This window comes from Microcystis viridis FACHB-1342, from assembly GCF_014698335.1.
GTDB lineage: Bacteria > Cyanobacteriota > Cyanobacteriia > Cyanobacteriales > Microcystaceae > Microcystis > Microcystis ichthyoblabe_A.
On the sequence record NZ_JACJSV010000052.1, the window covers coordinates 14,877 to 33,726 of the forward strand.

Here is an 18,850-nt window from a genome sequence, read left to right on the forward strand (position 1 = left end):
AATAAATAACGTTTTTCCACTTGACGATTGAATTGATGCCATTGTTCATTAGTTAAAGCATTCAACATCGGTCGATCGAGCAATATCTCTCCCCTTGTTATACTGATTTAACGATTAAAACTACCGCCGAACGCGCTTGCACCCGATAATTTTCCGATTCAATAGCGGCGGCGGCATCTAAATCACAGGCTGCCTCGGACAATTGCCCAGCAGTATCAATGACGCGATGCCATTTTTCCCCTTGTCCCAAGGGTGGTAACTGGAAGTTGAGAGATTCCCAGTAAGCGTTGAGCATAATGTGTAAATACTCGTTTGCCTTAGGATGACGCAGGGAAAAAGCTAAACTGCGGGAATCTTCCGACCAATCGGGTTTACTCAACTGTACACCATGCCAACTGAGATGGGGTTCAAGACTGGTATAGGTGACTTCTAGCAATTTTTCTTGACGGAAAAGAGCTAATTTTTTATTAAAATCGATCAGTCTCCTTACGAAACACCAAAGATCGAACTCTTGCTCTACCGCACTCCAATCGAACCAACTTAACTGGTTATCCTGACAATAGGCGTTATTGTTGCCCTTTTGGGTGCGTCGCACTTCGTCCCCCATCAACAGCATAGGTGTTCCTTGAGAAATGAACAGGATCGTTAAGAGATTTTTTATTTGTTGCAGTCGCAGGGTTTTAATCGCCTCGTTATTGGTTTCCCCTTCTATCCCACAATTCCAGCTAAAATTATCGTTGCAACCGTCCCGATTCTCCTCACCGTTAGCCTCGTTGTGTTTCTCGTCGTAGGACACTAGATCGTTAAGGGTAAAGCCGTCGTGACAGGTAACAAAATTTATACTTCTCTTGACATTGTTGTCAGGTCTGTGGTATATGTCGGGGCTTCCTAAAATCCGCGCCGCTAATTTGCTGACTATGCCGGTATCTCCCCGGACAAAAGCGCGCACATCATCGCGAAAAGGACCATTCCACTCGGAAAACCAATCGGCAAATTCAACAAATTGACCGACACTATACAATCCTGCCGCATCCCAAGCTTCGGCGATTAATTTTGTCCCGGCTAAGACCGGATCCGATTCGATCGCCCAGATCATGTTATAACCTTTTTGCAGGATCGGTTCCCCGTCCACATTGCGCGATAATACGGCCGCTAGGTCAAAGCGAAAACCATCCACGTGCATTTCTGACACCCAATAGCGCAAACAATCGAGAATCATTTTGCCAACAATCGGATGACTGCCCTTGAGGGTGTTACCACAGCCGGTATAGTTGCTATAGAGGCTTTTATCGACCGCATCGAGGATGTAGTAGGTGCGATTATCGATACCTTTCAAGGAAAGAGTCGGCCCGGTTTCGTCCCCCTCGGCGGTATGATTGAAAACCACATCGAGAATCACTTCGATCCCCGCTTTGTGTAAAGCTTTCACCAGATCCCGAAATTCATTCAAAGGACCCAGGGGTGAGCGATCGCTACTATAACCGGCATGGGGCGCAAAAAAGCTGATCGTGCTATAACCCCAATAGTTAGTTAACCCCGGCATGGCCGAAGCAGGATCAAAGTAATGAATCGGTAACAATTCCACGGCAGTAATGCCTAGGTTTTTCAAATAGGGTATTTTTTCGATTAATCCCGCAAAAGTACCTCTTTTTTCCTCGCTAACGCCGGAATTCGGGTTGCGAGTAAAGCCACCGACGTGCATTTCGTAGATAAAACTGGCAGAGTAGGGAGTGCGTAACGGTTTGTCATCTTCCCAATCGTAGCGGCCCGTATCCACTACCAGACCCCGCAAAGCTCGATGACAATTATCGCCTTTTTCGCTGGCCGCTTGTCGATCATAAATTTCTGCACCGACAATCGCTTTCGCATAGGGATCGAGAACTACTTTATCAGGATCGAAGCGATGACCCTGGGCTGCATTATCTGGACCATAGACTCGATAAGCATACACTTGACTGGCTCCAATCCCGTGAACGAAAATATGCCAATAGAAAAAAGTGCGATTTTCTTGGGGATTGAGACGAATAATTTGACTAGGTTGCGGGGAATTGGCATCATCAAATAATAATAATTCGATCGCAGTGGCATACTTAGAAAATAGTGAGAAGTTGACACCATCGGCCAAGACAGTCGCACCGACGGGATGGCTTTTACCGTGATCGGTTTCTAAGGTCATTGTCAAGAGATAAGAAGTGATTAGGAGTAGTATAAGATTATTCGGCGTTGTTGAATTGGCGTACCATTATTCAGCAGACCCTAAGTAGGTAGGTGTTAAAAACCATCAGCGCCCCTTATTAAGGGTAGTAGGGTTGACTCATGAATCAACCCTAGGATCAAGGGGGTATCAGCGCCCCCCTTATTAAGGGGATATCAAAGGCGAAATCTATCTTCAATTTAATTGAAACGACGATCATAAAAGACTATGATCGTGTTTGTTGCGAAGTTGCTGAAGGGTTTTGCGATCGCTCTCTAGATCGACTTCATTGTAATGTAAATCGGCATCGTGGTTTTTCAAAAAAGCATCCACCACCCAACGAGAAGATAGACCTAAAATACTTCCGACCTCGGCACTGGTGATTTTTTCCGCTCGGTAGGCCTGCACCACCAAAGCCTCTAAAATTTCACGGGTAAGATTATTGTAGTTGTAATGTTGAAGCAATTCATCGGGAATATCGATAGTAATTTTCATGATTTAGCTTCCTTTTTTTTGGGGGTTACTGATAATGTTTATAGAACTTAGGTTGAGTTAAAGCATGAAACCCAACGCTTATTCTACACCTTCTCAACAGGATTTAGTATAACTTTTGGATATGGATAAAGCTGGCATTTCTATTACTTCGCTTCAAATAATTTACAAATCTCTTTAATAGAAATATAGATACCGAGAACAGCACCTAGCAAAAGAGGGATTTGACTATCCGAACCAAGGCATTTCTGAAAATTTTCATCGGTTAACACTTTATAGACGACCTTAACTAGGGTAAATGCAGTCCACAAAGTTAACCCAGAAACAAAAAGAATTTCTAGATAAGATTTATTGTTTCCCCGTCTTGGCTGTTTTTTTGTAACCAGTGCCACGCTTGCGGTAATGACCAAGGTTCCGATTAACAAAAGAAAGTTTTCAATGTTAACAATCTTCATCAAAAATTTATGCTGATTTTGCTTTCCTAAAGGTAATATACCATCCGCAGCCCGCCGCTAATATCGCACCAATAACCGCACCGTAAACTCCCGCAATCGATCCCCCTAGGGCCGCACCTCCCACCGTTACCACCATCAGGCGATCGGCTTTATCCCAAAATCGAGGGGAATCAGCACCCTCGTGATCAAGGGGGGATCCAGCTAATTTTTGGGCAGTTTTTACCCAATCTTGGCTAGGAATAACATCATTAATAAATAGGGCCTCGAAATCTAAACTATCGGGAAAAATGACGCTTAAACTTTTGGCGCATTCTTGGTTAGCATAGGCTGCGTCTAATTCTTCGATCGCTTTTTTATAAGCTTTTTCTAGGGGGGGAAAATCCTTGACAAGTTGCCGCAATTGTGTTGCTGCCTGGGGTTGTTCTTCCCTTAATAATCGTTCAATTTCTTTGAGCGATCGCTGTAGATATTCTGGCAAGGGTTCAGTCTGCTGTGCGAGGGCGATTAGCAGCGCTTCAAGATCGATAATTGCTTTGGGGATTTCCATAAGTTAGTCCTGTCCAGTCAGGGTATAGGCTGCCCAATAGTAAGGATCACTGTATTCTGTTAGCTGATCTAGCCCTATTGTACTGCCTTCCTTTAAAATATTCGCCGCCCTCACCTCCAGTCGATCGACCCCTTCCCTTAGGTCGGGAAGTTGTCCAAGTTGCTCGATCCAGTTAGCTAGTTGCTGCCAAGTGATATTTTTTAACCAATTTTGTGTATTTTTCAGAGCTAGGGCCGGGGATTCACCCGCTAATAATCTTTGATAGAAGTTAATCATAAACCAAGCACTAGAAATCTCCTTCACCGGCCAGAGGGTACTGACCACATTAGTCGCACCCGCTGCCCGGAAAGCACTGACGAGGCCGACGTATTCGGTAGTAATGCCATCCTTACCGGTGAGAGCGGTTTCACAGGCAGCCAGACAGACGAGACGGTAACTAGAGAGGTTGAGCTTGTTGATATCCCGGACAGTCAATAAACCATCACTAAGGGCGATCGCAGACTCCTGGGGACGAAAAGAGTCATAAAAGCCGTGACCAGTGAAATGAAAGGTTTTATGGGCATTTTCGAGGGCTTTGCGGACGTTTTCCCGTGATGCCTTTTTCGGGCTAATTCTCTGGCTCGGTTGCAGGATATGGCTAATAATTGCTGATTCCAGTTGGGCGAAATCCATGGGTTTTTGTTCCGTTTTGGGGTCTTCGACGCTGAGGAGGGGAGAATAGGAGGAATCGCCGGACTGGGGACGCAAACCGACCTGAGCAGAGGGGAGATAGGTGGCGGTGTATTTTTCGGGGAAGAGGGTATGTAGGGGGAAGCGGTGCAGATCCCGGTGGGGGATGAGAATGAGGGAATCAACGGAAACCGGCAAAGGTTCGAGAATTTTATCGATCTGTAAAATCCGCTTTAATTGGGCAAAACGGCTGTTAAGTGACAATCTCCAGGGGTGATTTTGTTTATTCTCGGTTTCTTTTTTACTGGCATAGTCAAGGTATTGTTTATCCCATTCAGTTAACCAAGTCCGAAACTGTCGCGCTGGTTGACGGCGTTGTTCTGGCTCGACAATGACGGGATCAGCCTCTGGGGTGATAATAAAGGTGGTGAGATTGTCCTCGCTGAGATACCAGTAAATAATCGCCTTATTCGGACCTGTCAGGCTTTGGATAGTGGCATAATCGGGACTGGTGGGGTTTTCTTGCCAATTATCGAGAATCCAAGTCAAACAACGATTTTTATAAAATTCTGCCTGTTCAATTGCGTCTAGGGGATGATTTTCCTCGATCAGTAAATCGATTTCTAGGTGACTAAAACTGCTGAATTTTGCCTCAAAAGCCGGTTTATCCCGTTTCTGGGCGCGTAGTCGGGTGAAAAGGTGGCGCCCCTGTTGTTGATAGAATCGCGCTTCAGGGATTTCCTGTAGGGAAAGATGAGCGCGGATCAATCCTTGCAGAATTTCTAAATGATCTTCCGGGAAGTCTTTTTCGCTGAGAATCGGTAAAGCGATTTGATAATGTCGGATCGCTTCGCGCCAATATGGACTAGCTTTCTCTTTATACTGGGAATGTTCCAGATAAGCTTCCCCTAGATAGCGATAAATTTGCCCCCACGGAGGCGATCCTTGAATGAGGTGGGGAAGTGCCTCCCGGAGGGCGAAAATATGGGGTTCTCGGTCATTAAGGGCTACTATCGGTTTACGGTAAATGAGAGCTTCTAGACTAGGAGTAGAAATACGATTTTTACTCAGAGAACAAACGGCCCACCCTCGGCCGTACCAAGCTTCATGTAAATCGGGTTTAATTTCTAAAGCTCGATCAAAGGATGCGATCGCTTGTTCAAATCTGCCTAAATCAGCTAACGCAACCCCTCGGTTGTACCAAGCTTCATGGTCATCGGGTTTAATTTCTAAAGCTCGATCGTAGGATGCGATCGCTTCTTCAAATCTGCCTAAATTCTTTAACGCAATCCCTCGGTTGTTCCAAGCTTGATGTAAATCGGGTTTAAATTCTAAAGCTCGATCGTAGGATGCGATCGCTTCTTCCAATCTGCCTAAATCAGCTAACGCATTCCCTCGGTTGTTCCAAGCATAATAGTAATCGGGTTTAATTTCTAAAGCTCGATCGTAGGATGCGATCGCTTGTTCAAATCTGCCTAAATTAGCTAACGCAATCCCTCGGTTGTCCCAAGCTAGATGGAAATCGGGTTTAAATTCTAAAGCTCGATCATAGGATGCGATCGCTTCTGCCCATCTGCCTAAATCAGCTAACGCAACCCCTCGGTTGTTCCAAGCTAGATGGAAATCGGGTTTAAATTCTAAAGCTCGATCATAGGATGCGATCGCTTCTGCCCATCTGCCTAAATCAGCTAACGCAACCCCTCGGTTGTTCCAAGCTTCATGGTAATCGGGTTTAAATTCTAAAGCTCGATCGTAGGATGCGATCTCTTGTTCAAATCTGCCTAAATTACCTAACGCAACCCCTCGTTTGTACCAAGCTTGATGGTCATCGGGTTTAATTTCTAAAGCTCGATCGTAGGATGCGATCTCTTGTTCAAATCTGCCTAAATTACCTAACGCAACCCCTCGTTTGTACCAAGCTTGATGGTCATCGGGTTTAATTTCTAAAGCTCGATCGTAGGATGCGATCTCTTGTTCAAATCTGCCTAAATTACCTAACGCAACCCCTCGTTTGTACCAAGCTTGATGGTCATCGGGTTTAATTTCTAAAGCTCGATCGTAGGATGCGATCGCGCCAATAAAATCCCCATTCATGTATTTCTGGTATCCTTGCTCAAACCAGAATGCGGCATCCTGAACCACTTCCGTTAAATCCGTCTCCTTTGGGCATAGATTTTCCTCCTCCACACTGGAAACATCCCTCACCGCGTCGCGTAACTGGAGGCTAATCCGTTGGGACACTTCCCCCAGATTTCCCGTCATCACCTTCCCTAAAGCCGCCAGATCTCGCCCTAAAGTTTGATAATCTTCTGGATACTGTAGCCATTCCTCGCTTTTGACCCCTAACCACCGCGCCAGCTTTTTATCGTCACAATGGCGACTGTATAGCCATCCCCGTAACCCGCCGGTAGTGGTTCCCGCCGCCACCTGCTCGAATAACCCCATCAATATCCCTTCATATTCCCCATCGCTGGGTTCTGGAGGAGTATTTTTGACTTCTTTGGGGTTAATTGCCTTTGGACTGCCAATAAAGAGCGATTTTAGCCAATTCCAGAGCTTTTTTAGTAAGGATAGCATCGAAGAAAGGGGGAAAGGAAGATAAGGAAATTATATCTCTACTGCCGAAAGTCGTCCCTTTCGGGGTTCATACTCGTCCTAAAAGGGGAAATCAGCAATCAAACTTCTGAAAATACCCTAGCGATCGCTCTCTCCCAGCGAGCGAGCCACTTCTAAGACCTGTTCAAGAGATAATCCCAGAGAAGCGGCGATTTCTTGGGGATTAACCCCCGCTCGCAATAATAAGGGAATAGAAGCTAATTTTCCGATGATTTCCCCTTCTTGACGACCTTCTTGACGACCTTCTTGACGACCTTCTTGGCGACCTTCTTGGCGACCTTCTTGGCGACCTTCTTGACGACCTTCTTGACGACCTTCTTGGCGACCTTCTTGACGACCTTCCTCTAGGGCCTCCTGAAACACACGCGTCTGTCTTAACTCGCTTAAACTAAACATAGCTTCTATCTCCTTTCGAGTAATCTGCGGCAACTTGTAAATCAAAATCGTCTCTATCAATTCTAAAAGTTCCTGTGGGCGATTTTCTACCCCCGTTTCCCTCACTCGCACGATTAACTCCCTTCCCCGGTTGATCACTTGCGCTTCGGGTAAGCTTACTAACTCTAGCGTCGCTAATCCGAGCGAATCTGGTGGAATATCAGCTAATTCCTCGAGATAAATCCTTTGTACTCTTGTTTCTTGTAATAGCTCTCTATATCGCTCTATATTCTCCTTTTCCACCCTTCGATTCGGATAGATCACCACCCCGCGCCAATTATTTTTTAACTGCGTCTGTTTGAGATAGAGAAAAATTTCGGCGAAAAAACGCGCATAAAACTCCGGATCATTCTGAAACTGAACTTCGGTAAAATAAATTGGTAAATCTTCCCGTTCTGGTAGAAAGACTCCATCGATGCGAAAAGATAGTTGTTTCACCTCTACGGAGGAAAATCGATAGAAATTGGCTAATTCCCTGGGAAAGTCGATTAACTCAAACAGAAGATCGGGAAAGGTTTGAAAAAGTCGGTAGAAAATCGTGTCGGTTTTCATGAGTTCGGTCTATCCCTCTGGTGCGTCGCTGGCTTCTGGAGGAGTATTTTTGACTTTTTTGGGGTTAATTGCCTTCAGACTGCCAATAAAGAGCGATTTTAGCCAATTCCATCGCTTTTTTAGTTCTGAAAATACCCTAGCGCTCGCTCTCTCCCGGCGAGCGAGCCACTTCTAAGACCTGTTCGAGAGATAATCCCAGAGAAGCGGCGATTTCCTTGGGATTAACCCCCGCTCGCAATAATAAGGGAACAGAAGCCAATTTTCCGATGATTTCCCCTTCTTGGCGACCTTCTTGACGACCTTCTTGGCGACCTTCTTGACGACCTTCTTGGCGACCTTCTTGACGACCTTCCTCTAGGGCCTCCTGAAACACACGCGTCTGTCTTAACTCGCTTAAACTAAACATAGCTTCTATCTCCTTTCGAGTAATCTGCGGCAACTTGTAAATCAAAATCGTCTCTATCAATTCTAAAAGTTCCTGTGGGCGATTTTCTACCCCCGTTTCCCTCACTCGCACGATTAACTCCCTTCCCCGGTTGATCACTTGCGCTTCGGGTAAGCTTACTAACTCTAGCGTCGCTAATCCGAGCGAATCTGGTGGAATATCAGCTAATTCCTCGAGATAAATCCTTTGTACTCTTGTTTCTTGTAATAGCTCTCTATATCGCTCTATATTCTCCTTTTCCACCCTTCGATTCGGATAGATCACCACCCCGCGCCAATTATTTTTTAACTGCGTCTGTTTGAGATAGAGAAAAATTTCGGCGAAAAAACGCGCATAAAACTCCGGATCATTCTGAAACTGAACTTCGGTAAAATAAATTGGTAAATCTTGCCGTTCTGGTAGAAAGACTCCATCGATGCGAAAAGATAGTTGTTTCACCTCTACGGAGGAAAATCGATAGAAATTGGCTAATTCCCTGGGAAAGTCGATTAACTCAAACAGAAGATCGGGAAAGGTTTGAAAAAGTCGGTAGAAAATCGTGTCGGTTTTCATGAGTTCGGTCTATCCCTCTGGTGCGTCGCTGGCTTCTGGAGGAGTATTTTTGACTTTTTTGGGGTTAATTGCCTTCAGACTGCCAATAAAGAGCGATTTTAGCCAATTCCATCGCTTTTTTAGTAAGGATAGCATCGAAGAAAAGCGGAAAGGAAGATAAGGAAATTATATCTCTACTGGCGAAAGTCGTCCCTCTACCGGTTCAAATTCGTCCTCTAGTAGCCAATTTTCCGCTTCCTCGTAACTCGCACCGGTAAATACCACCTGATAACCCTCAGAGGGATCGTACACGCGATAGTTTCCTGAAGATTCAGCCAGTAAAAGCAAGATATAGGGAGGAGATAGCAGCGGATCGATCCAAACCTCGGCAAAATTCCAATTATTATCAGCTAGGTTGGCTGCAGGGGATAACGTCCTAGGGGTTTTCTGCATCGATCTAATTTTTTCTAGAATGGGGAGAAAAGTAATTGCCATCAATCCATGATTCAGAGTATCTCGTCCTCTTGGTTTTCTGAGTATTCCTCGGCAGTTGCCGCAGGAATTTGCGCTATTTTAGTCTTTTTTGGTTGGTTATGCCTACACTTTAACCTGATCGGCCCAGCTTTCATCCTACTAGCGATCGCCTATGTGGTGGGAGGATACGAGAGTACCCAAGCAGGATTGACGACTTTATGGGAGGAAAAAGAACTAGATGTGGACCTGTTAATGATTGTAGCGGCCTTGGGGGCGGCGATTTTGGGACTCTGGGATAGTAATTACTATCTCATCATCGATGGAGCCGTTTTAATCCTGATTTTCGCTATTAGTGGCGCTTTAGAACAGATTGCCATGGCAAAAACCGATCGCAATATTCGTTCTCTCATGGCCATGACTCCCGATACTGCTAGATTAATCACGGGAGACAGGGAAAAAGAGGTTCCTATCAAGCAATTACAGATCGGTGATACAGTTTTGGTCAAACCGGGTGAATTAATCCCCATTGACGGCATTATTATGGAGGGAAACAGTCCCATCAATCAAGCGCCAATTACCGGAGAATCCCTTCCGGTGGATAAAACCATCGGGGAAGAAGTCTTTGCGGGAACTCTCAACGGTGCGGGAGTGCTACGTTTAAAGGTGGAAACTCCCCCCGAAAGTCGCTTAATTGAGAGGGTGATTCGTTTGGTAGAAAAGGCACAAAATGAATCCCCTCCCTCCCAAGAGTTTATCGAAGGTTTCGAGCGAGGTTATGCGAAAATTATCGTGATTTTGGGCTTAATTTTCGGGATTTTACCGCCTTTTTTCTGGGGTTGGACCTGGGAAACTACTATCTATCGGGCCTTAATTTTTCTCGTGGTGGCTTCTCCCTGTGCTTTAATGGCCTCGATTATGCCAGCTTTGTTATCGGGTATCGCTAACGGGGCAAAACAGGGGATTTTATTCAAAAATGGCGCAAGATTGGAGATGATCGGCCGCATACGAGCGATCGCTTTTGATAAAACCGGCACTCTCACCCTTGGTAAGTTGCAAGTGGTGGAAATTATCCCTATCCATGCAGTCAGCGAAAATGAGGTGTTAGCGGTGGCTGCATCCCTAGAATCCTGTTCGGAACATCCCATCGGATCCGCTATTACCGCCACAGCCAGGGAACGTGGTATAAATTTCTTCAGTGCTAATCAGGTGCAAGCGGTATCGGGACGGGGTATCACGGGAAAAATTGCCGATAAGTCGGTATCTGTGGGCAATTTTACCTATATTCGTGACCATATTACTGATCTTGACCAGAATATTTTAGCTATCCGCGAACGTTTACAAAAAGAAGGCAGAACCCTCGTCTGGGTAGTACAAGAGAATCAGATAATCGGGGCGATCGCCGTGGCCGATACCCTGCGGGAATCGGCAGTTAATCTGGTGAAGCAGCTAAAAAAGATCGGTATCGAACATATCGTTTTAATTACGGGTGATAATCAACAAAGTGCCGATCAAGTCGCTGAAAAACTCGGCATTGAGGAGGTTTACGCTGATTTACTGCCCGAAGATAAGTTAAGCGTGATCAAAAATCTGCAAGAAAAATATCACACTGTCGCTATGGTGGGGGATGGCATTAATGACGCGCCCGCTTTAGCTATGGCTAATGTGGGGATTGCCATGGGAAAAGCTGGTAGTGATGTGGCCTTGGAAACGGCCGATATTATCCTTATGTCCGATAATTTAGCCAAAATTCCCAGCGCAATTAACCTCGGTCGTCGTGCCAATCGCATCGTTAAACAGAATATCACCTTCGCCCTCGCGTTTATCGGCATATTGCTGATAGCCAATTTTGCCGGTGATATAACTTTACCTCTGGGTGTCATCGGTCATGAAGGATCGACGGTATTAGTGACTCTAAGCGGTTTAAGATTGTTCAAATAGGGATAAAAATACAGAGAACTATGGGCGAAATCCAGGCAATCCGAGGCACAAAAGATATTTTACCGGCGGAGATCGGTTACTGGCAGTGGTTAGAGGAAACTGCCAGCAGAATTTTAGGGACTGCGCTGTATCAAGAGATACGAACTCCCATTTTTGAACAGACGCAACTTTTTGAACGGGGTATCGGGGAAGCGACGGACGTGGTGGGTAAAGAAATGTACACTTTCCTCGATCGCGGTCAACGTTCCCTGACTTTGCGACCGGAGGGAACGGCTGGGGTCGTTCGCGCCTATATTGAACACAAATTACAGGCCGCCGGAGGAGTACAAAGACTCTGGTATAAGGGGCCGATGTTTCGTTATGAACGTCCGCAAGCGGGTAGGCAGCGACAGTTTCATCAAATTGGGGTCGAATTGTTGGGAACTGATGACCCTAGGGCGGATGTGGAAGTAATTACCCTTGCCAGCGAGATATTAAAAGCTGTGGGGCTAGAAAACCTAAAATTAGATATTAATTCCCTGGGAAATGCCCAAGATAGGCAAAATTATCGTCAGGCCCTGCTAGATTATTTGACTCCCTACAAAGCTGATTTAGACGCGGATTCTCAACAGAGATTAGAAAAAAATCCCCTGCGAATTTTGGATAGTAAGGACGAGAAAACCAAGATTATCTGTAAGAATGCCCCCAGTATTCTTGAACATCTCGGTAGTGATTCTCAAAAGCATTTTGAACGGGTGCAATCTTTACTAACCGATTTGGGAGTTATCTATAATCTTAATCCCTCTTTAGTGCGCGGATTGGACTATTACACCCATACGGCCTTTGAAATTCAGTCCGATGATTTAGGCGCTCAAGCTACGGTTTGCGGTGGTGGTCGTTATGATGGTTTAATAGCTCAATTAGGCGGTCCAGACACGCCGGCAGTGGGTTGGGCGATCGGTTTAGAACGTCTGATTATATTATTACAACAAAAGCAATCTTTATCTTTTTTGGTTCCCGATTTTTATCTCGTCTCCAAAGGAGAAAAAGCTGAGGCCCGCAGTGTGGTGTTAGCGCAACAATTACGCGGATTGGGGTTTAGCGTTGAGTTAGACTTAAGCGGCAGCGCTTTCGGGAAACAATTTAAACGGGCCGATCGAGCTAAGGCCGTGGGCTGTATAATTTTGGGGGATGCTGAGGCTGAAAATGGCACGGTACAACTGAAATGGATGGCCACCCAAGAACAAATTAGTCTAACCCAAGCGGATTTACTGACACAAGCAGGGGAATTAAAAGCGCAAATCTCCCGGCACAAATCCTAAGTTTTAGCGTCATGGCCAAACATTAGGCCTAGGCTAGGATTATGGAATTTATACTGCAAAAACAAGGGGAAAATCACGGACGCACAATTTCTACTAATTCCCTAGAAATTGTCTCGGGAAACTATCGTCTTTTGGCCCGTCTGGATTCTCCTTTTGCTCATATTGAAGTGCGTATCGATTACGAATCTCCCGAAAGTAGTGAACGATATACCCATTATTATCGATCGGATGCTGGGAGGTGGCTGGAAATTTTTTCCTATCGAGATTTAGGAATAGGTAGCTGGAAAATTCGCTGTTATGGGGATATTTTGGCCGAATTAGGGGGGCAAGGTTGGCAAGAAATGTTAACTTTAATTGTTACTCCTGTTAAGATCAATTATCTGGCTCAATTAGAACAGTTAATTAAAACCGAAATTGAACCTTTCTTAGCACGAGAATCCTCTCGAGAAATGGTAAAATTAGAACTGGCCGATTTAACTAATAATTCTGCGTTTGTTTTTGATTTATGCCTACCAGAGGAAACAATGACTGCTGGGGAAGGGGTAACTCTAGAACTGCCGGAACCTGCTAATATGAAAAAGAGCCTTCAAAGTTTATCTAATCGCAATTCTGCACCCCTACCCCCGAAAATATCCGGTTCTAATTCTCGCCGAAAATCACCGCAACTGCCCCCAATTCCTAAAAATAAATAACCTGATAGTATGTAATGATGAGGTGAGGCAGCAACTTAAACCTAAGATTTTTTCAAGAACTTCTGACGAACTCGCGAGATTAACAGGTCTAATTCAGGTAACTTCAATAACATCGCACCGAGGAGGAATAAACCCACCGCTACCGTTGAGGCAAAACCTAACTGTAATAATTGTAGGAAAATATTACCAGCACCGAAAACCTTTTCCCATCCCCAACTAGCTCCCCAACTAGCAACACCAGAAAGCATTGTAATTACCGTTAATCCCAATAAGGATAAACCCCATTCTCCCAAAGGTAAACCTCCTAAACGACGATTTAAAATCACCGTAAAAATGCCCATAGAAAGGATATTAACCCCCACGGTTGCTAAAACAATCCCCGGAGTACCAAAAGGTCTATACAAGAGGAAATCCAGCGCACCATTGAGAAAAATATTTACCATACTCACCTTAAAAGGAGTTTCGCCATCACCCAAAGCATAGAACACTCGTACTAAAACATCGCGACCGAGATAGAAAAACATCCCGAAACCGTAGGCCATTAATACGGGAACCACCTGTTCCGAGGCAGCCAGATTAAAGGCACCCCGTTGATAGATAACCCGCACTACCGGGAAAGCGAGGGCGATAAAGATAGCGGTGAAGGGTAACATGGTTAAAGCCGTCAATAATAAACCCTGACGGATTCTTTGCTTCAATTCTCCCCAATTTTCCGGTTCCGTCAGTCGAGAAAATATCGGCATAAACGGCACGAGAATCATGTTAGACATGATGCCCAAGGGCGTGAGAACGATAAAACTGGCGTAACGCATGGAAGCAGCGGCATTTTCGATAAAAGAAGCGAAAAAGAGGTCAGTATAAACGTTAATATGCAACATTCCCGAAGATAAGGTGGCCGGAATCATCACCCGCAACACCTCCGACACCCCCGGTATCCGCCAATCCCAACGAAATATTAATTTTCCTAAACCTGCCTTGACTTGTGCGCCCACTTGTGCTAACCATTGCCAGAGCGCCCCGACGAGAGTACCACCGGCGAGGACAAAACCCCCCAGTTGCACATATTGCGGCTCATCAATGCGATCGCCAAGAAACCAAGCCAGCAAACCCACCCCGATAATCACCGCCACACTGGAAAAAAGCGGACTGAGACTCGGTAGCCAGTATTGGTCCGCCGCGTTGAGAGTACCGAAACCGATGCCGATTAAACCAGCTAAAACCGCCATGGGGGCCATAATTTGCAGTTGTTGAATGGCCATGCTGCGGGTGGCGGCATCTAAACCGGGAGCGAGAACATCGATAAAAATATTGGCAAAAACGATTAAAAAGACGGTGACAGTTAATAAAATCGCACTGACTAGGGTGGTGACAGTCTCGACAATCGGCGCGGACTCGGATTTATCTCTTTTGGCCAAAACACTGACCAAAGCACTGTGAAAGGGGCCGTTAATGCCACCGAGGAGAATTAACAGAAAACCGGGGATAACGTAGGCAAAAGCGTAGGCGTTCACCACCGGCCCGACACCGTAGGCAGCGGCGATTACCTGTTCGCGGACTAAACCAAAAACCTTACTGATTAAGGTGGCAACGGCGACAATTCCGGCAATACCGGCTAAGGAACGGGTAGCTTTCTTATTAATGACGACACCTCGAAAGAAAACAACTGCATTGATCGATTTTACCCGTTTCTGTGTTCCCGTAGAAAAGCGATCTCTAGTTGTCAAATTTAATTTGACTGGAATGTATAACACCCATTTCCCCACAGACATTCGTATAATACCAAGAGCCAACTGAACCATAAATATTGATGGTTCTACGTTCTCTGACTGAACAGATGATATTGCCATTGGGGGATGTTCTCACATTTGATGGTGGAGAAAACACTATTGCTGTAGCGATTCTTGATGTGGATTGAGAACTATTAAATCTGTAACTACACACCACCTCTAGCATTGTTTGAGTCGCCTGAGAGCGGGGACGATGAATTTGTCTTTCGGGAAAAGTCGTCCAAGTTCCGTTATCACAATTAGCTTGGCTAACCAGTCGTTGATTTCCTAAATAATAAACAAAGTCAACACTACGCGAACTAGCCGGAACAATTGAACATAAATCGATGTTAACGCTTTTTCCCGTCACAGCAGTTCCGGCAAAGTAATTACAAGTTTGAGCCAAAACTATATTGGGTTTTGCCCAGGAAGTACCGACTACCATTGTCAAAGATAGACTAGAAATCAAAATAATTTTTTTCATGGTTGATTTGACATTTTCTGGAGGCTTTTTCTGAGATCATTTTATACTCAATTGAATTGCGGCTAGAACCTGATGGCGACAAAATATTAGTATTTTTTATCTAATTCTCTGTTCCCGTAGAAAAGCGATCGCTAGTTGTCAAATTTAATTTGACTGGAATGTATAACACCCATTTCTCCATAGACATTCGTATCATACCAAGAGCCAACCGAACCATAAATATTGATGGTTCTACTCTTGATTACAAAAATCCCCCGTTCAAGAAAACTTAACAATGCCCACCAGCGATCGCAGTTGACAAGACTAAAGCGATCGCACTAGATAAAAGGGTTTCTAACGCGATCGCCAAAGGTTTAAGGATGCGAGGGATTGATGTTACAATGTCTTCAGAGAAAGAGCTAATGGGGGTTTCTGATGAGGAACAGTTAGCTTATGCTTTATTGCAAGGCCGAGTTATTTTCACTTTTGATGATGGCGATCGCTGATGCTTCTACGCGCTGTGCTAACATCTCCAATATTATAGGTGTTTTTGCTTTATGAAAAATCAGTTATTAAAATTAGCTTTTGAAGTAGAAATTGAAGAAGGGGAGCAACTCAATCTTCCCAGTTCTATTGTGCAAGGAATTGGTAAAGGGAAGTGGGTGATTACTATTCAGCCCAAAACCTTAGTTAGCGATCGCCTTCATTCTTCTTTTCTGAATAGTTATGCCTCAGAAGACGAAGGTTTATATGACGATTATTAAAGGAGGTGAGTTCTGGGTTGCCAAAATTCTATTTACTGATGGTACATCATCAAAAAAAAGACCTGTGTTGATTCTTTGGGTTGATGGAGATGACGTGTGAGTGGTTATACAACGGTGGTCCCTACCAGTTAGTCATTTTCCACTTCTTACTAGGTGTCTTCTGCTACCTCGGTCGGACGTTTAATCTTCCAATACGCTTCTTTCAACAACAGCCGCTCTCTGCACTTCTTCTTAGGTGCTTGGCCGGTAATCGGTATCTGGTTTACGGCAATGGGTGTTAGCACCATGGCGTTTAACCTCAACGGTTTCAACTTCAACCAGTCGATTCTCGATTCTCAAGGTCGTGTAATCGGTACCTGGGCCGATGTGTTAAACCGCGCTGGTATCGGGATGGAAGTAATGCACGAGCGTAATGCTCACAACTTCCCCTTAGACTTAGCTAGTGGCGAACAGGCTCCTGTAGCTCTGACCGCTCCTGCTATCAATGGTTAATTCCTAGTCTGAACGAAAAGGCACTCCCGCGAGGGGGTGCTTTTTTGTTTCTTTCAGAGAAGAAACCAGAATCTAGGGATAATGGGGGACAAGGATCCTTTATTTATACTCTCTAGTTTACTTTTTCTCTTTTCTGTCAGTCTGGGGTTAGGCTTCGCTGGTGCGGCGAATACCTTCGTCGAGAATGAAGAACTGAGGGTTAAGAGAAGCCAACGGCTCCCGCAGCTTTTCGATTTCGGCAGCGGGAGCGTGAACTTCTAGGCGAATAATCTTGGCGATTTTGAGAAGTTCGTCTAGCAGTTCCCCGACGTTTTGCAGGTGGGCAAGAACTGCGGAAGCATCGACGTAACCCTCGCGGCAATGAAGAATATTGCCGCTAAAGGAAAAAGCATAATGGATACAGCCCTCTTCGGTGCGGGTTCTCTCAATGAACTTGGGGCTTAGTTCCTTGAACGCAGCAATTTTTCCTTCTGGTACTTCAAAGTAGGGTACGAGGGTACAGCAAGTATCGATTTTGAACATTAGATTCTCCTTTTAGGTGGTGCGGAGGGATACCTCGCGTTTGTGGTCTCTTCTGTCAGTCTTGAAAATTTTAACGAATTTACGTCGTTTCAGGCTAGGAGAAATCAAGATTTCAACCCACTTTGACAAAAGAGAGATCATTCTCTCAATCCCTTTGTAGTACACATATAGTACATTTGCCCAAAAAAATCGAACAAGGGTAAAAAGGGAAAAAAGAGGAAAAGGGTTACAGAGTCCCCCCGAATACGCACACCACCCGAAAACCGCAGCCGTAGCTGATGAAGTCGCGGCTGCGGCTGCCGATGCGGAAAGCGGAACGGCAGCTATCCGGAGGGTTGAACCAAGAACCGCCCCGCAGCACTTTTGTAGTAGATTTGTTCTTGCTAATCCAAGCACTCCCATCAGTGGGTGCGCCTTGATAATTAGGGTGATAATCGTCCTCGCACCATTCCCAAACGTTTCCGTGCATATCGTACAGTCCAAAGGCATTAGCTACCTTAAAATAGCCTACTGGTGTCGTCTGTTTTCGATCGATGCCTTTTAGTCCCCTTCCATAATTCCCTGGATAAACTTTTTTGTCTCTTTCCCAATCAGTTCCTCTGTAATTAGCCAAATCTGTGGTAATCGTCTCCCCAAAATGAAAGGCGGTTGTTGTCCCCGCTCTACAGGCATATTCCCATTCTGCCTCACTCGGTAGCCGATACTCCCGTTTTGTTTCCCTTGATAGTCGTTTACAGAATTCTGTTGCTTGCTCCCAGTTGACTTGTTCTACGGGTCTTGTCCATCTATCCTGCTCTTGATATGGCTCTTTGAAGTGGGAAGGCTCTAGTTCTAGATCGATGTCTATTTTAGCAGTTGCGGCGATCGCTCGCCACTGTGCTTGGGTGATGGGATAGCGTCCCATGAAAAAAGCTGAAATATTAACGGTGTGTTGAGGACTTTCTCTTTGGAAATAGTCTAGATCGTATTCTTTACAGAGTCTTTCTATTTCTTGATCTGGGGTTCCCATCTGGAAGGAACCGCTAGGGATAAGCATCATGTCGAGATTAATGTCTTCCCCTAAATTCTCGCTGTAATATTGTGCTTCTCGTTGCTGTCGGTGAATGATTAATTTAGTCATTTTTTCTGAAGCGGTTAAGTAGCTGGTTATAATTAAATTGAAGATGGATTTTGGGTTCGATCCCCCCTTAATCCCCCCTTGATAAGGTAGGGTTGATTCATTTAAATTAAGTATAGCTGATTTTGAGTCAATAAATTTGATCGAGGATTCTCAAGTTTATCTTTTTCTAATCAAAAGAGTTAGTCATAATAACTAATCTTTAATCTTCTGCCAATATTTATTATGAATAGATTGATAAAGCCTGTTCCCAAGCCACTAAAAGCCTATCTCTCTTGAAATTGTCGAGAGTACATCCTGTTAATTTAGCTAATTTTTCTGCTTCTTACGTCGATAAAACTATCAGTTTTTCCCAACGTTCAGCTAACCACCTCTGTCCCTCCGT

At 44.9% G+C, this 18,850-nt stretch carries 18 protein-coding genes and 1 pseudogene; 6 read left to right on the top strand and 13 right to left on the bottom strand.

Features of this window, described 5'->3' with window-relative positions:
• Nucleotides 1-97: 97 nt before the first annotated feature.
• The 9 genes from glgX to H6G40_RS16315 all read right to left on the bottom strand — a co-directional run bounded on the left by glgX (nucleotide 98) and on the right by H6G40_RS16315 (nucleotide 9,431).
• Nucleotides 98-2,176 carry a glycogen debranching protein GlgX gene (glgX, locus tag H6G40_RS16280; RefSeq protein ID WP_123229962.1) on the bottom strand — a complete coding sequence of 693 codons (2,079 nt, stop codon included), beginning with the start codon at nucleotides 2,174-2,176 and terminating at the stop codon, nucleotides 98-100.
• Nucleotides 2,177-2,410: 234 nt separating this feature from the next.
• Complete coding sequence (locus tag H6G40_RS16285) at nucleotides 2,411-2,689, bottom strand: UPF0175 family protein (protein ID WP_002797556.1); 279 nt, start codon at nucleotides 2,687-2,689, stop codon at nucleotides 2,411-2,413.
• A 143-nt stretch (nucleotides 2,690-2,832) separates the two neighbouring features.
• A complete protein-coding gene (locus H6G40_RS16290) occupies nucleotides 2,833-3,141 on the bottom strand; it encodes a hypothetical protein (RefSeq protein WP_103113381.1) in 309 nt (102 codons plus the stop codon).
• Between the two features lie 7 nt (nucleotides 3,142-3,148).
• Nucleotides 3,149-3,688: a hypothetical protein gene (locus H6G40_RS16295; protein WP_123229961.1), complete on the bottom strand. Its 540-nt coding sequence runs from the start codon at nucleotides 3,686-3,688 to the stop codon at nucleotides 3,149-3,151.
• Nucleotides 3,689-3,691: 3 nt separating this feature from the next.
• Nucleotides 3,692-6,934, bottom strand: a complete 3,243-nt coding sequence (locus H6G40_RS16300; protein ID WP_190537979.1) for a CHAT domain-containing protein — start codon at nucleotides 6,932-6,934, stop codon at nucleotides 3,692-3,694.
• Nucleotides 6,935-7,051: 117 nt separating this feature from the next.
• Complete coding sequence (locus H6G40_RS16305) at nucleotides 7,052-7,960, bottom strand: Rpn family recombination-promoting nuclease/putative transposase (RefSeq protein WP_069475286.1); 909 nt, start codon at nucleotides 7,958-7,960, stop codon at nucleotides 7,052-7,054.
• Nucleotides 7,961-8,096: 136 nt separating this feature from the next.
• Nucleotides 8,097-8,957 (bottom strand): Rpn family recombination-promoting nuclease/putative transposase, encoded by an 861-nt coding sequence (locus H6G40_RS16310; RefSeq protein ID WP_069475285.1) that lies wholly within the window; start codon nucleotides 8,955-8,957, stop codon nucleotides 8,097-8,099.
• A 9-nt stretch (nucleotides 8,958-8,966) separates the two neighbouring features.
• Complete coding sequence (locus tag H6G40_RS23750; RefSeq protein WP_002735748.1) at nucleotides 8,967-9,092, bottom strand: hypothetical protein; 126 nt, start codon at nucleotides 9,090-9,092, stop codon at nucleotides 8,967-8,969.
• 30 nt (nucleotides 9,093-9,122) lie between these two features.
• Nucleotides 9,123-9,431, bottom strand: a complete 309-nt coding sequence (locus H6G40_RS16315) for a hypothetical protein (protein WP_024971306.1) — start codon at nucleotides 9,429-9,431, stop codon at nucleotides 9,123-9,125.
• A gap of 6 nt (nucleotides 9,432-9,437) precedes the next feature.
• Between H6G40_RS16315 and H6G40_RS16320 the strand changes: the two genes are divergently transcribed.
• The 3 genes from H6G40_RS16320 to H6G40_RS16330 are packed head-to-tail and all read left to right on the top strand — an operon-like array spanning nucleotide 9,438 to nucleotide 13,341.
• The gene (locus H6G40_RS16320; RefSeq protein WP_002737816.1) at nucleotides 9,438-11,348 is read left to right on the top strand and encodes a heavy metal translocating P-type ATPase; all 1,911 of its coding nucleotides are present in this window, start codon (nucleotides 9,438-9,440) and stop codon (nucleotides 11,346-11,348) included.
• A 20-nt stretch (nucleotides 11,349-11,368) separates the two neighbouring features.
• Nucleotides 11,369-12,649 carry a histidine--tRNA ligase gene (gene hisS, locus H6G40_RS16325; protein ID WP_069475283.1) on the top strand — a complete coding sequence of 427 codons (1,281 nt, stop codon included), beginning with the start codon at nucleotides 11,369-11,371 and terminating at the stop codon, nucleotides 12,647-12,649.
• 41 nt (nucleotides 12,650-12,690) lie between these two features.
• Nucleotides 12,691-13,341, top strand: coding sequence for a hypothetical protein (locus H6G40_RS16330; RefSeq protein ID WP_069475282.1), 651 nt, complete (start codon nucleotides 12,691-12,693; stop codon nucleotides 13,339-13,341).
• A gap of 41 nt (nucleotides 13,342-13,382) precedes the next feature.
• On the opposite strand, the gene murJ is transcribed toward H6G40_RS16330, so the two are convergent.
• Nucleotides 13,383-15,110 (bottom strand): murein biosynthesis integral membrane protein MurJ, encoded by a 1,728-nt coding sequence (gene murJ, locus H6G40_RS16335; protein WP_069475281.1) that lies wholly within the window; start codon nucleotides 15,108-15,110, stop codon nucleotides 13,383-13,385.
• Nucleotides 15,055-15,591 carry a hypothetical protein gene (locus tag H6G40_RS16340; protein ID WP_069475280.1) on the bottom strand — a complete coding sequence of 179 codons (537 nt, stop codon included), beginning with the start codon at nucleotides 15,589-15,591 and terminating at the stop codon, nucleotides 15,055-15,057. The genes murJ and H6G40_RS16340 overlap by 56 nt, the downstream gene beginning before the upstream one ends.
• A 311-nt stretch (nucleotides 15,592-15,902) precedes the next feature.
• On the opposite strand from H6G40_RS16340, the gene H6G40_RS16345 reads away from it, so the two are divergent.
• From H6G40_RS16345 to H6G40_RS16355, 3 genes and pseudogenes are all read left to right on the top strand, one after another.
• Entirely contained in the window at nucleotides 15,903-16,076 is a 174-nt protein-coding gene (locus H6G40_RS16345; RefSeq protein ID WP_272014022.1) for a DUF5615 family PIN-like protein, read from the top strand.
• Nucleotides 16,077-16,127: 51 nt separating this feature from the next.
• The gene (locus tag H6G40_RS16350) at nucleotides 16,128-16,334 is read left to right on the top strand and encodes a hypothetical protein (RefSeq protein ID WP_002737153.1); all 207 of its coding nucleotides are present in this window, start codon (nucleotides 16,128-16,130) and stop codon (nucleotides 16,332-16,334) included.
• 174 nt (nucleotides 16,335-16,508) lie between these two features.
• Nucleotides 16,509-16,826 (top strand): annotated as a pseudogene (locus tag H6G40_RS16355) (hypothetical protein); the annotation flags it as partial.
• 147 nt (nucleotides 16,827-16,973) lie between these two features.
• On the opposite strand, the gene H6G40_RS16360 reads toward H6G40_RS16355, so the two are convergent.
• Both H6G40_RS16360 and H6G40_RS16365 read right to left on the bottom strand, forming a co-directional pair.
• On the bottom strand, nucleotides 16,974-17,348 hold the full coding sequence (locus H6G40_RS16360) for a putative quinol monooxygenase (RefSeq protein ID WP_002735682.1): 375 nt from the start codon (nucleotides 17,346-17,348) through the stop codon (nucleotides 16,974-16,976).
• Nucleotides 17,349-17,574: 226 nt separating this feature from the next.
• Nucleotides 17,575-18,468, bottom strand: coding sequence for a formylglycine-generating enzyme family protein (locus H6G40_RS16365; RefSeq protein ID WP_069475279.1), 894 nt, complete (start codon nucleotides 18,466-18,468; stop codon nucleotides 17,575-17,577).
• Between the last annotated feature and the right edge of the window lie 382 nt (nucleotides 18,469-18,850).

Coding starts and splice junctions, on each gene's coding strand:
- H6G40_RS16330 (WP_069475282.1), top strand. CDS start 12,691: ATGGAATTTATACTGCAAAAACAAGGGGAAAATCACGGACGCACAATT.
- H6G40_RS16305 (WP_069475286.1), bottom strand. CDS start 7,960: ATGAAAACCGACACGATTTTCTACCGACTTTTTCAAACCTTTCCCGAT.
- H6G40_RS16360 (WP_002735682.1), bottom strand. CDS start 17,348: ATGTTCAAAATCGATACTTGCTGTACCCTCGTACCCTACTTTGAAGTA.
- H6G40_RS16295 (WP_123229961.1), bottom strand. CDS start 3,688: ATGGAAATCCCCAAAGCAATTATCGATCTTGAAGCGCTGCTAATCGCC.
- murJ (WP_069475281.1), bottom strand. CDS start 15,110: ATGTCTGTGGGGAAATGGGTGTTATACATTCCAGTCAAATTAAATTTG.
- glgX (WP_123229962.1), bottom strand. CDS start 2,176: ATGACCTTAGAAACCGATCACGGTAAAAGCCATCCCGTCGGTGCGACT.
- H6G40_RS23750 (WP_002735748.1), bottom strand. CDS start 9,092: ATGCTATCCTTACTAAAAAAGCGATGGAATTGGCTAAAATCGCTCTTT.
- H6G40_RS16315 (WP_024971306.1), bottom strand. CDS start 9,431: ATGGCAATTACTTTTCTCCCCATTCTAGAAAAAATTAGATCGATGCAG.
- H6G40_RS16365 (WP_069475279.1), bottom strand. CDS start 18,468: ATGACTAAATTAATCATTCACCGACAGCAACGAGAAGCACAATATTAC.
- H6G40_RS16290 (WP_103113381.1), bottom strand. CDS start 3,141: ATGAAGATTGTTAACATTGAAAACTTTCTTTTGTTAATCGGAACCTTG.
- hisS (WP_069475283.1), top strand. CDS start 11,369: ATGGGCGAAATCCAGGCAATCCGAGGCACAAAAGATATTTTACCGGCG.
- H6G40_RS16310 (WP_069475285.1), bottom strand. CDS start 8,957: ATGAAAACCGACACGATTTTCTACCGACTTTTTCAAACCTTTCCCGAT.
- H6G40_RS16285 (WP_002797556.1), bottom strand. CDS start 2,689: ATGAAAATTACTATCGATATTCCCGATGAATTGCTTCAACATTACAAC.
- H6G40_RS16300 (WP_190537979.1), bottom strand. CDS start 6,934: ATGCTATCCTTACTAAAAAAGCTCTGGAATTGGCTAAAATCGCTCTTT.
- H6G40_RS16350 (WP_002737153.1), top strand. CDS start 16,128: ATGAAAAATCAGTTATTAAAATTAGCTTTTGAAGTAGAAATTGAAGAA.
- H6G40_RS16320 (WP_002737816.1), top strand. CDS start 9,438: ATGATTCAGAGTATCTCGTCCTCTTGGTTTTCTGAGTATTCCTCGGCA.
- H6G40_RS16340 (WP_069475280.1), bottom strand. CDS start 15,591: ATGAAAAAAATTATTTTGATTTCTAGTCTATCTTTGACAATGGTAGTC.